This is a genomic window from Salisediminibacterium beveridgei, from assembly GCF_001721685.1.
Classification (GTDB): Bacteria; Bacillota; Bacilli; order Bacillales; family Salisediminibacteriaceae; genus Salisediminibacterium; species Salisediminibacterium beveridgei.
On the sequence record NZ_CP012502.1, the window covers coordinates 940,840 to 952,597 of the forward strand.

Sequence of the window (11,758 nt, forward strand, 5' to 3'; positions counted from 1 at the left end):
ACAACAGAATACCGTATCAAAAGCCTTTTTTTACATAGCGATCCGAAAGCGGTTTCGTTATCGGTTAAAGGAAATGACAGCGTACACATTTTCAGGAAGACATGAAGAAAGTGAGTGCTTGATTTGAACAGTCCATGTTCATCAGCGTCAGGTGGCGACCCCGAAGGAGCAGCCCCTTGAACAAGAAGGCACTCCGAGGGTTTGTGCAGCCGATCGTCGCTCCATGACCGATGATACAGGGTGCTTCAAATGAACAGCACTGAATGGCTACTTCGTCCTGACAAGCTCTTGAGCATTCGGCGCTGGCTGGAAAAACGGCGTGCAGCTTAAGAAAATGTACGGTAAACCAGGTTGTTCTGAAGGGGACGACCTAATACTATGACAAAGAAAGGAACATTTTTATGGAGAACACACAAAACTTATACTACGCAGAGGCCCCGTTGCGCACTGAAACTAAACCGGTTTCGTTAGAAACAGTGACAATGAACGGGGAGACATATTTCAAGATCGAACATTACAATACGATGAATCCATTTTTTATGACGGTTGTCAGTGATGCTGACCTGTGGATGTTTATCTCCAGCACCGGGGGAGTAACATGCGGTCGTAAAAATGCAGAGTCGTCCTTATTTCCGTATTACACAGATGATAAAATTCATGACAGCGCGGAGACAACCGGCTCGCATACCATGTTCATCGTGAAGAAAGCGGACAAGGACTATCTCTGGAAGCCTTTTACACGTCACAACAGCAACGTCTATCAGATCACCAGAAATCTGTATAAGAACGTGACCGGCAACAAGATTATGTTTGAAGAGATCAACCACGATCTCGACGTCAGCTTCACGTATACGTGGAAAAACAGTGATCAGTTCGGGTTCGTGAAAGAGTCCAACCTCGTGAACCTGTCTGACAAAGATGTCGACATCAGGGTCCTCGACGGTATTCGTAACGTATTGCCTTACGGGATCAACACGGTGCTGCAAGACACAAGAAGTACGCTTGGGGACGGCTATAAACGGACGGAATTAATCCGCGAGGCCGGGCTTGGGATCTTTACGCTCAGCTCGATTTTAACCGATAAAGCGGAACCGAGCGAATCCCTGAAGGCCACGACGGTCTGGTCAAAAGGTCTTGAAAATCCAGGCTACCTGTTATCAGAAGAGCAGATGACCGCTTTCTCTTTGAACGAAACGGTTCAAACAGAAGAGGACATTAAAGGGCGAAGAGGCTCCTACTATGTGACGGATACGGTTCACCTTCAGGCCAATGAAGCAACAACCTGGTACATCATCGCTGAACTGAATCAAAACGCAGCGAACGTCGTGAAGCTGATTCGGGACATCAAGGAAAATCCGGTGATTCTTGACGATGTGGAAACGGACGTGTCTAAAGGCGATTACAACCTGAATAAGCTCGTCTTTAACGCAGACGGCTTTCAGCGCACGGCAGATGACAAAGTGAGTTACAGGCACTTTTCCAACACGCTGTACAATATCATGCGCGGCGGGATCTATGCCGATGGGTATAAGATCGACCGGGAGGATTTCAAGGCGTTTGTCTGTCAGTGGAATGCACCCGTCTATCGACAGTATGAGGAGTTTTTGAACAAGTTGCCGGAAACGATCGATTACAATGACCTGTTAACGCGCGTTGCCGCGCTTGGCAGTCAGGATTTTGAACGGCTGGCATTTGAGTATTTGCCGCTGACGTTCAGCCGGCGTCACGGGGATCCGAGTCGCCCGTGGAATAAATTCAACATTGAGATTGCCAAAGAAGACGGCAGCAAGGCCCTGAAATTCGAAGGGAACTGGCGTGATATCTTCCAAAACTGGGAAGCGTTATCGATGTCGTACCCGGCCTACACGGAGAGCATCATTGCGAAATTCGTCAACGCTTCTACGCCGGACGGCTATAACCCGTACCGGATCACGAAAGATGGCATTGACTGGGAGACGATCGATCCGGATGACCCGTGGTCCAATATCGGCTACTGGGGCGATCACCAGATCATTTACCTGTTACGACTGATGGAATTGTCAAAGGCCTATAATCCGGCGAAATTGCAGAACCTGCTTCACAGAGACATCTTCGTCTATGCGAATGTCCCTTACAAAATCAAAGGCTTTGACGCCCTCGTTGAAGATCCGCGGGATACGATTATTTATGATGATGAAAACGAAGAAGAGATTGCCAGGAAGACCGAAACGATCGGATCTGACGGGAAACTGGTCTACCAAAACGATGAGATCTACAAAGTGAACCTCATGGAAAAATTGCTGGTACCTCTTCTGGCCAAATTCTCAAACTATGTGCCTGAAGGCGGGATCTGGATGAATACGCAGCGCCCGGAATGGAACGACGCCAACAACGCCTTGGTTGGGAATGGCCTCTCCATGGTCACGCTGTATCATATGCACCGCTTCCAGGTCTTCATGGCCGACATCGTGAAAGAGATTGACACGGACACGGTTGAAGTGTCTGTGGAACTGCTGAAGATGTTTGAGTCTACGCTGAATGTATTGAAAGACAGTCAACAGCATCTCGGCAGCGCGATTTCCGACGCTGCACGTTTTGAGATTGTCAAAGCCCTCGGCCAGATTGGCGAAGACTATCGGAACGCGATTTATAACAATGGCTTCACAGGAGACAGAGGGGCACTTTCCATCGATGCCCTCCAGGAATTCATTGATGTGTCGATGCGTCATTTACAAGATTCCATCCAAAAGAACAAGCGTGAAGACGGACTGTACCACTCGTATAATCTGATCAGTTTTGATGATGATGCGTGCAGCATCTCCCATCTGTATGAAATGCTGGAAGGTCAGGTATCCGTACTGAGTTCAAAAGCACTCGATGAACAGGAAACCATCGATGTCCTTGAGGCACTTCGGAACAGTGCGATTTACCGGAAAGATCAACACAGCTATATGCTCTATCCAAACCGTGAGCTGCCGAAGTTCCTGGAGAAAAATATCGTTCCGGAAGAACAGGTACTCTCTTCAAACGTGCTGAAAGAAGAAGTAAAAGCTGGACGAACCCGGTTCATTGAAAAAGATATTCAGGGCAAGTATCATTTCAACGGTCAATTCCGTAACGGGGAAGAGATTGAAGAGGCGCTTCAGGCCACGGGCGAGTACCGTGATGAAGACGTTCAAATCGTGAAGGAAATCTTTTCAGAGCTCTTTAATCACCACGCATTCACCGGTCGTTCCGGTACCTTTTACAAGTATGAAGGACTCGGTTCCGTGTATTGGCATATGGTATCCAAGCTGGTACTGGCAGCGGAAGAGAACTTCAACGATGTGTATGCGAAGAAAAGTATGAACGATGAAGCCAAGGCACTTCAGAAGTACTATGAAGACATTAAGGCAGGCATCGGACTGGATAAAACACCGGAAGAATACGGGGCATTCCCGACAGAGGCTTATTCCCATACACCAAGCTTTGCAGGTGTGCAGCAACCGGGCATGACCGGCCAGGTGAAAGAAGATTTCATTTCCCGTCTCGGTGAAGTGGGCGTGAATGTCAATGCGGGGCTTGTTCAATTCAAACCCGTACTGCTGGCCAAGGCTGAGTTTTTGAACGGTAAAGAAGCCTGGACCCTCCCAGGGGAACAGTTTGATGCGGACCCAAAGACCATTCAACTGGATCGAGATACACTTGGCTTTACCTTCTGCGCAGTTCCGGTCGTTTACGACCTGAAGGGCAAAAAGCAGATCATTGTCAGCTACAAGGATGGTGGTGAGCGCAGGTTTGAAGACACGGATACGCTGGATCTTGAAACAAGCCAGTCACTCTTTAACCGCGAAGGAGAAATTGAGCGCATCCATGTTTCTGTGGACGCAGGTGAATTGCAATAAGCTTTTAAGTCACTGCGACAGCGGACTTTGCATCACCTCAATGCCTGAAGAAATCTTTGTATTATAAAGAACATCTGCTCTATGAACGATAAAAAAAGGCCTGATACCCTTGCCCGGCTGAACAGTCGGGTTTGGGGCTCAGGCTTTTTGCATGCAGTCATGCAGTTATTTTCCTGTTTTTAAAGTGCTCCCTGATCAAAAAGCCGGCTGCAATCAACAGATAAACCGGGGTGAAGTTCAAAAAAATGTCCCGGTATGCATTGGGATGAAGCTCTGTGAAAAAACCGCTGAACCATACCAGCCCCCAAATGAGTCCCATCGTTACGGTGTAATGCATGACGAACCTTTTCCATAATTTCCATTCAGGGAACAAGTTAAACAGAAGAATGCTGCCAATACCAACAGCCGTGACCATAAAACGGGCCAGCAAGTGGAAATGCGTATCCGAAGTGACTCCAACCATTAACGCGTAACTGGAACTGAGTACAGTCAGCAATGTGTATACAATGCAGATGAGAATCAAGGCGTTTTTCAAGCTGAGGTTTAAACGCATGGAAGAACCGTCAACTCCCTTCGTGTTTCATGAACTGATTATTCCTTCGACCTGATCTCTTCTTTCAGTTCATCCACTTCTTTTTTGAGTGAACCTACCTGGGCCAATGCGGCTAATGCAAAAACAAAGGCAATAGGTGCCAATAACCCGATCACTTCCATTATTCACAGCCCCCCAAATAAAACATAATGATATCCAACTACTCTTATTTTATAAAACCTTTGCCTCGATTAGAAGAAATATTTTCTATGATATCTGTTAATCTGTAAGAATAAGTCCAATCAGTCTCAAAGATCCATCTCTTTTATACTCAGGAATGTCGGGTGTTGAAATACTATTTTATGTAAATTTTTTTATGGGTGGCCTCCAATAATCGCATTAAACAAATATCCTAAAAACATCAAGATAAAAAAGCTGCAAGTCATAATAAAATTTGAAATCATAGCCACTTTACTTTTTCCTAAGTAACCAAAAAGGATGCCTATCGGATTAATGATGAACGTTAAAAGCCAATACGAAAGACCTTGTTGAAAAAGAACATTAGGTATCCAGACGGCAATTCCAATAAACACACATATAACAGATAAAGTAATCCATAGTTTTGTTGGTTTAATTAAAGAACGCACAACTAGCCCTCCTTTGTTATAAGTAACAAGAATATTTACTTGATCGATTCTTCCCAATACTTTACATGCGCTGATTCATAAATTCCTTATTTCTATAATCTAATAGTATCAGAGTCATGACAATATATATTGTCATCTTGTGATTTCGTATGTTCAATATGCTGTTCATTTACATTTAAATGATTGAACAGCAAAAAAAGACGACTAAAAGACTTGCGAAATTAGTCGTCTACATTAGATTGCTATTTATAATTTTGTTTTCGAAAACCGAACCAGATATGAATTTAACATCTTGTTGAAATATAGAATTTGTATGATCCCTGACAGGCAGCGAAAGAGGGGACGCCCGAGGGGTTAAGCGCAGTCTGAAGATCCATCACGAATGAGTGAAACAAAACGATGGATTAGCCATGAACGATTTGCGACGAGTAACCGAAGGAGCAGAAGACAAGCTCCTCGGCTAGCGTCCGCTGAAAGCGAACTGACAGGAAAATGCGCTGGATTGGTTATTTAGAAGGTGCAGTGAAAGCCTGCTTAAATCCGGACATAACTTTTCGTTGCCGTTCGATATAGCGCCACACCCAGAAAATGAACAGAAGGGACGCGATGAATAATAAACCGATGATCCACAGATCCACGGCCGTTGCCAACACGCCGAGGACGAGCAGTAACCCGGTAAATAAATGATGAATGGCGGTATGGGCGTTCCCTGGAATCAGGTCGGTTGCCTGCGAGGCATAATATTTAAACGTATACCGGACCGCCTGGACCATAAATGGAATTGACAGGAGGCCCAGATAGATCGCGAGCGGCAGAGCGGATACGAATGGGAGCAGAATGATCAGGATCAGGGCAGTGGCGAAGAGAGCGGCCAGCACGTCTCTGCCTTTTTGTTTGCCGATTCTGACGATAAGCGTCTTTTTCTCCGTATCCTGATCGGCGTCTGCATCAGGGAACTGATTGATCACAAGGACTGCTGTGATCAGTAACGACACAGGCAATGAAATCAGTAAGGGTTCCAGCGCGTAAAAGCCCGTCTGGACATAAAAGGCACCGAGGGTCATGGCGACACCGTATGTGGTGGCGATGAAAAATTCGGCAAGACCCGGCATGGCATTGATGAATGAAAACCGCCCTTCACTGTTCGTATAGAAGAGACCGGCCAACAGACCATAGAGAATGATCGGTATTAAACCTGCCCCTGCACTTACGGTAAGATAGATCCCGATCGCTGCAGCGATCCCGATCGTCAGGATGGCGAAAAAGCCCATATCGGCTTTTGAAATCAGTCCTAACTGGATCATTTTTGAACCGCCGGTAAAGGGCCGGATCCCGGAGGTGTTTTCCGCATCTCTTTCGGCATCTTTGAAATCATTATACATATTGGTTCCCGCTTGAATCATCAGTCCACCGAATAACGTTAACAGGAATAATCCCCAGAAAAAGACCTCGGTCAGACTGTAGGCAATCGCACCGCCCAACAATACCGGAATCAATGCAGCGGTGAGTGACAGGGGACGGACAGCCTCTTTCCAGGCTCGGAGTCTGGATTTCAAGTCTTCTTTATCGGTGTTTTTCTCCTGCTGCTCTTTGAATTCGAAGACCGTTGGTTTTTCGCCTTGCAGGATTTCCGGTACGTAGCGGTATTTTACCGTGTAGGGCGAGACCTTGATGAATTCCAGGCGGTCGACGGCACCCATGTCATAAAACTGGGCGACGATGGGTGAACGGGGTCTGAGGAGTTCAGTTGCTTTTTCCCTTTCGGATTCATCCCGGACCACTTCGGCACGCCCGATGACCTCACATTCCTCCATTTCCATAAAGGTGTCACCCTGATGAATCAGGATCGCCGTTTCCGGTATGTTTGCCCACTGGATGACTTTCGGGTCGCCTTTCATACTGGTCAGATACAATGTCAGATCCTCATCGACGGCAAAGTGCATCATCCGCTGCCGCGGTTTCCCCATATTCGAAGTTCCGACTGCACCAACCTCTGCACGCTGCAAAAACTGATACACGTCGTCTTTTGATCGTTGCGTCATGAATCCTCACTCCTTTACAATGTCATGATAGTGTAAATGTAAAGGGATTCACAAACAATTTCAATGAATATGCTTGTGAATCTGTTCCCCGGAGGCCTTTGGACTTTTCCGGCAGACTTCAGGAGTAGTATAATCCGGAATCGGGAATACTTTTACAATCGAAGGAGATGATGAGATGCGGACTTCATTATTTACGTTTTCAGATGGGTATACCGTTCCCTATTACGAATGGGAGAGTCCGGATCAGGCGGACGTTGTCGTATTAGGGATCCACGGGATCACGCCGGATCTCGATGAGTGGATGAAGCTCGCAGGTCATGTGACGGAGAGCGGGCCTGTGGATGTTCACTTGCCTGTACTGAGAGGTTATAAACCGAACAAGAAAAACAGAGGAGATATTCCGCTTCAAGAGCAGTATGATCAGGACTTATCGGAAATGATCACTGAGCTGAACCAGGAATACGAACGGGTCATCGTGATGGGGCACTCCGCAGGCTGCGGGAATGTCATGCGTTTACTGAACCGGCAAACCGACGCCTTTGAGCCGCTCTTACTGGCACCGTTCATTCACCCGGAGATGAAGGTGTTCCGTGAGCAGGAGAAAACAGAGAATGATCCGTCCTATAAAATCTTCAATGCCCGGGCTGTTGCGGCGCATACCCTGACCCGTTTTAGATTGAGATTTGCAGAGAGGATCCCTGTGGTCAGGATTCCGCTGCGGGAACAGCCATTGTATACGGACTCCGAGATTCATCCGTTCACGTTAAGCTACCGGCTGATGATGGGGCGGTTTCTCGATCCGGCTTACAGCAAGCCGCTCTTTTCAAAACACACAATTCCAATCATCATTGGTGAGCATGACGAAGTGATCGATGCAGAGAAACTGACGAAGTATGTCAGTGAAGTTGATCAAGACCAGATCACAGTGATTCCAGGAGCCGATCACAATTCCATTTTTCACGATCAGGCAAGCCTTGCAGAAATCATTCAACTGCTTTCGGAGCTGAGGAGCGAAAATCATGTTGATCAATTCTCACAATAATTGCGCCCCTCTGTTAAAACGGAGCAACTGGGAAAGTGTATGTCATGAAATTCTCATTGACATGATTCATCCCCGCGAGGATTATCAGAATCTGACGGATGCAGAAGAGGGGTTTGACTGATTCATTGTTGGGACAGCCAGGGGCATCGTCAGTTCTTGTTGTCAGGACATTCTGCTCTGAACCGTATCGATCAGGAGGTCTACAGAGCCAGTGGTCATTCGGCAGAATTTCGTGATGTCATGTTGGTGTCTTAACACAAGAATGTGCGTAAAAAGCCTTCTTCTGCGTGAGAATTCTTCAATGTCTTCATAGTCAAAGGTTTCCTTGATCGTTTCACCTGGCAATCGATCTCCAATAAAAATCAGCTGCTGTTTTGTTGCAGCAAGCAGTCCAGGTCTTGGGTTAAAGTTATAAATGAAGATTTTGATGGAACATCGGATACAGGCGATAACTTCATCGTCCGGATCAAGATGTTGGCGAATGTCATTCATCGATGCTTGCATGGTGGCCTCCTGACAGTGATTTGCATGTTCAGTATCACGCAAGTCAATTTGTTATTTTTTCATATAATAACATATTATGCAAAATGTTATGGAATGACCGTATCATATCGAGCAGCTCGCTTCAACAATCCTTTTGTTTTGATAGCTGGCGTATAGATGGTGTTTACCATGGTTTCAGTCGGGCAATAGGTAAAAGAATGTATGCCATATGGAGGTCGATGGGATTGCAACACAACGCAGTAAAAGATGCCCAAAAAGAGAAGCAGCTGACGCTTGGGCTCTTGACCGCTCCGGAGCTCCCGGAAGAAATCATCGATAAAATGAAGGGAAGCCTGCCGAAACTGTTGAAGCAGTATGTGGATGAAAATGTCGAATGGACGATCCGGACGTTGACCGATCCCCTCAGCGGTTCAGAAGGGTACTCGAAAGAAATCATGAACGAACTGGAAAAAGTGAAAGACCGTGAAAACTGGGATCTGATCATCAGTGTCACGGATCTGCCGATTTTCTTTCAACGGCGGCTGATCGTTTCAGATGCTGATGTGAAGAAAAATATCGCTTATATCTCGATTCCGGCGTTAGGCGCAGCTCCGATTAAAAAGCGTGTCCGGGAAGCCGTGATTCAGCTGACAGATGAAATGCACCACGGAGCAGCGTCCGAGGACCGTGAAGAGCGGGAAGGTGAGCACAGCGGCGGGAAAGCGGATCTCGTTGAAAAAGATCGGGTGAACAAGAGCTCCCAGGATTTGACGAAACGGCGGATGACCGAGCGGATTTCCCCGATCAAGAGACAAAGCTTCGCGAGGGAGAATTCGAATGTTGACGTCCGTTATTTGGTTGAATCACGTGTGAGCGGTTTTATTCGTATGATCAGCGGCATGGTTCTGGCCAATCGGCCGTGGACGATTTTCCCTGCTTTCAAGAAGGTCCTGGCCACTGCGTTTGCGACAGGCGCGTACGGTCTGATTTTCCCGAATCTGTGGCTTCTCAGTAATAGCTACAGCATGACCCGGCTCATCACGATGATGGCTGTCGCGATCACGGCGATGGTCGCCTGGATCATCGTGGTGCATCATTTGTGGGAAGAGAAACATGACAATCATTCCAGGTATCTTGCGAATCTGTATAATGCGGTGACGGCATTAACACTCGGAATTGGTGTCCTGTTTTACTATGTGATGCTGTATGGGATTTTTCTCATCACGGTAGTCCTGTTTATTCCGCCATCTATGCTGGAATATGAACTTGGTCGAGCGGTTGGTCCGGGCATCTTTTTCGTGATCGCCTGGCTCGTCACATCTGTAGCGACCCTCGTCGGTGCCATTGGAGCCGGTCTGGAGAGTGAGAATACGATTCTCAAGGCGACATATGGTCACCGCCAGCAGATCCGTTGGCAACAGGCGAAAGAAAGGCAGGATTAACAAAAGCAGAACGAACCATCTGATTCATCAGATGGCGATGATAAGAATTCAAATCGTTTCAACGCGTTGGTTGCAAAGAGCACAGCGTAGTGAAACGATTTTTTTGTCACATATAATTGACACGATTCAATTATGTCATATATAATGTACAAAAAGCAGTGAGGGGGGCGATGAGGATTGAACAGGGTAAAAAAATTCAGAAAAAAGGCGAACATCACGCAAATGGGTCTGGCGAAAGAGGTCGGTGTTGCCAGGCAAACCATCAACCTGATTGAAAATGACAAATATAATCCGTCCCTTTCACTCTGCATTGCGTTAGCAAAAGCACTGGATACGGATTTAAACACACTATTCTGGGAGGAGGATGACGTATGAAAGACAAAATACTGAATCAGATGGTCGGAGCAATGGATGAACGGGATGAATACCAGAAGCAGGAGATTCATAAGGAGATGGCGATGTCAGGCATCATTCTATGGTATCTCTCGATGGCGCTCATGCTGTTTATGATCGTCTGGGACACGATGCAGCAAGTGTTCACCTTTTATCCGATCTTGCTGTTCGTCATTAATATGGTTTATGCGGTATACATGATCGTGGCAGTGAAGAATAAGCAACTGGATGAGTCCGACTGCGCCACGTGGGATGAGTTTGAAGAGAAGAAGAAAAAGCTGAAGTCTTCGGCAATCAAAGGCGGCATTGTCTGGGTTTTGTTTATGCTCATCGTGATGGAGTATATGTTACCTGTACTCGGAGGCAATGAGGTCAGTCTATCGATCGGAAGCTTTGTCATATGGGGAGTTGCCGGTGCGGTGTTTTCAATACTCTATTACGGATTTTCAAAATCCCGCTTGAACAAACCGATTGAAGAAGAGGTTTGAACAAAAAAACACGCGCTCCAATATGGAGGCGTGTTTTTGATGACGTTGATTAACGTGAGTACCACTCAACGATGAGCTGCTCATTGATCTCAGCAGGAAGCTCAGAACGTTCAGGGTAGCGCGTGTACTTACCTTCAAGCTTGTCTGCATCGAACTCCAGGTAGCTTGGCAGGAAGTCGTTCACATCGAGTGCTGTTTTCACAACATCGAGGTTACGGGACTTCTCGCGAAGAGAAATCGTCTGTCCTGGTGCTACGCGGTAAGACGGAATGTCTACGCGTGAGCCGTCCACAGTCACGTGACCGTGGTTCACAAGCTGACGGGATTGACGCCGCGTGCGGGCGAGGCCCATACGGTAAACGAGGTTATCAAGACGAGATTCAAGAAGAATCATGAAGTTCTCACCGTGAATACCAGGAAGCTTACCAGCTGCGACAAATAGTGTGTTGAACTGGCGTTCGTTCATGCCGTACATGTGACGAAGCTTTTGCTTTTCCTGAAGCTGCAGTCCGTATTCAGATACTTTGCGACGTGCATTCGGGCCGTGTTGCCCTGGTCCATAAGGACGTTTTGATAATTCTTTGCCTGTTCCAGTCAGAGAGATTCCCAATCGACGGGACAGTTTCCAACTTGGTCCTGTGTAACGAGCCATAATTGACTCCTCCTTCGAAATAATAAATTTCGTGAAATAAACAGAGTAGTAATCCCAAATGACAGTCATTTCATTTTCGGTATCTTCGCCTCGACAGCTAGAGGTTACGCAATACCCCTCAACTTAATGTGGGAATGGAATGAACAACCAGTTGTTTACTGTGGCTGTCTTATT

At 46.7% G+C, this 11,758-nt stretch carries 11 protein-coding genes; 5 read left to right on the plus strand and 6 right to left on the minus strand.

From position 1 onward, the window contains the following. Positions 1-401: 401 nt before the first annotated feature. Complete coding sequence (locus tag BBEV_RS04245) at positions 402-3,863, plus strand: hypothetical protein (RefSeq protein WP_069364333.1); 3,462 nt, start codon at positions 402-404, stop codon at positions 3,861-3,863. Between the two features lie 157 nt (positions 3,864-4,020). Here the strand turns inward: BBEV_RS04245 and BBEV_RS17580 are convergent, their stop codons facing one another. The 4 genes from BBEV_RS17580 to BBEV_RS04260 form a co-directional block, all read right to left on the minus strand. Then, a complete protein-coding gene (locus tag BBEV_RS17580; RefSeq protein ID WP_198155064.1) occupies positions 4,021-4,398 on the minus strand; it encodes a DUF6608 family protein in 378 nt (125 codons plus the stop codon). A 56-nt stretch (positions 4,399-4,454) separates the two neighbouring features. Continuing rightward, positions 4,455-4,577 (minus strand): hypothetical protein, encoded by a 123-nt coding sequence (locus BBEV_RS17880; RefSeq protein ID WP_267887773.1) that lies wholly within the window; start codon positions 4,575-4,577, stop codon positions 4,455-4,457. Positions 4,578-4,769: 192 nt separating this feature from the next. After that, on the minus strand, positions 4,770-5,042 hold the full coding sequence (locus BBEV_RS04255) for a hypothetical protein (RefSeq protein WP_232318260.1): 273 nt from the start codon (positions 5,040-5,042) through the stop codon (positions 4,770-4,772). A 506-nt stretch (positions 5,043-5,548) separates the two neighbouring features. After that, positions 5,549-7,084 (minus strand): prenyltransferase, encoded by a 1,536-nt coding sequence (locus tag BBEV_RS04260; RefSeq protein WP_069364335.1) that lies wholly within the window; start codon positions 7,082-7,084, stop codon positions 5,549-5,551. A gap of 175 nt (positions 7,085-7,259) precedes the next feature. Between BBEV_RS04260 and BBEV_RS04265 the strand changes: the two genes are divergently transcribed. Then, positions 7,260-8,126 carry an alpha/beta hydrolase gene (locus tag BBEV_RS04265; RefSeq protein ID WP_069364336.1) on the plus strand — a complete coding sequence of 289 codons (867 nt, stop codon included), beginning with the start codon at positions 7,260-7,262 and terminating at the stop codon, positions 8,124-8,126. A 162-nt stretch (positions 8,127-8,288) separates the two neighbouring features. On the opposite strand, the gene BBEV_RS04270 is transcribed toward BBEV_RS04265, so the two are convergent. Continuing rightward, a complete protein-coding gene (locus tag BBEV_RS04270; protein WP_069364337.1) occupies positions 8,289-8,630 on the minus strand; it encodes a PH domain-containing protein in 342 nt (113 codons plus the stop codon). Positions 8,631-8,854: 224 nt separating this feature from the next. On the opposite strand from BBEV_RS04270, the gene BBEV_RS04275 reads away from it, so the two are divergent. From BBEV_RS04275 to BBEV_RS04285, 3 genes are all read left to right on the plus strand, one after another. Then, positions 8,855-10,051 carry a hypothetical protein gene (locus BBEV_RS04275; RefSeq protein WP_084007212.1) on the plus strand — a complete coding sequence of 399 codons (1,197 nt, stop codon included), beginning with the start codon at positions 8,855-8,857 and terminating at the stop codon, positions 10,049-10,051. 177 nt (positions 10,052-10,228) lie between these two features. After that, complete coding sequence (locus BBEV_RS04280) at positions 10,229-10,426, plus strand: helix-turn-helix transcriptional regulator (protein WP_069364338.1); 198 nt, start codon at positions 10,229-10,231, stop codon at positions 10,424-10,426. Next, positions 10,423-10,932 carry a DUF3278 domain-containing protein gene (locus BBEV_RS04285; protein WP_069364339.1) on the plus strand — a complete coding sequence of 170 codons (510 nt, stop codon included), beginning with the start codon at positions 10,423-10,425 and terminating at the stop codon, positions 10,930-10,932. The genes BBEV_RS04280 and BBEV_RS04285 overlap by 4 nt, the downstream gene beginning before the upstream one ends. 49 nt (positions 10,933-10,981) lie before the next feature. Here BBEV_RS04285 and rpsD read toward each other — a convergent pair whose 3' ends face one another. Further along, the gene (gene rpsD / locus BBEV_RS04290; RefSeq protein WP_069364340.1) at positions 10,982-11,584 is read right to left on the minus strand and encodes a 30S ribosomal protein S4; all 603 of its coding nucleotides are present in this window, start codon (positions 11,582-11,584) and stop codon (positions 10,982-10,984) included. Positions 11,585-11,758: the final 174 nt, after the last annotated feature.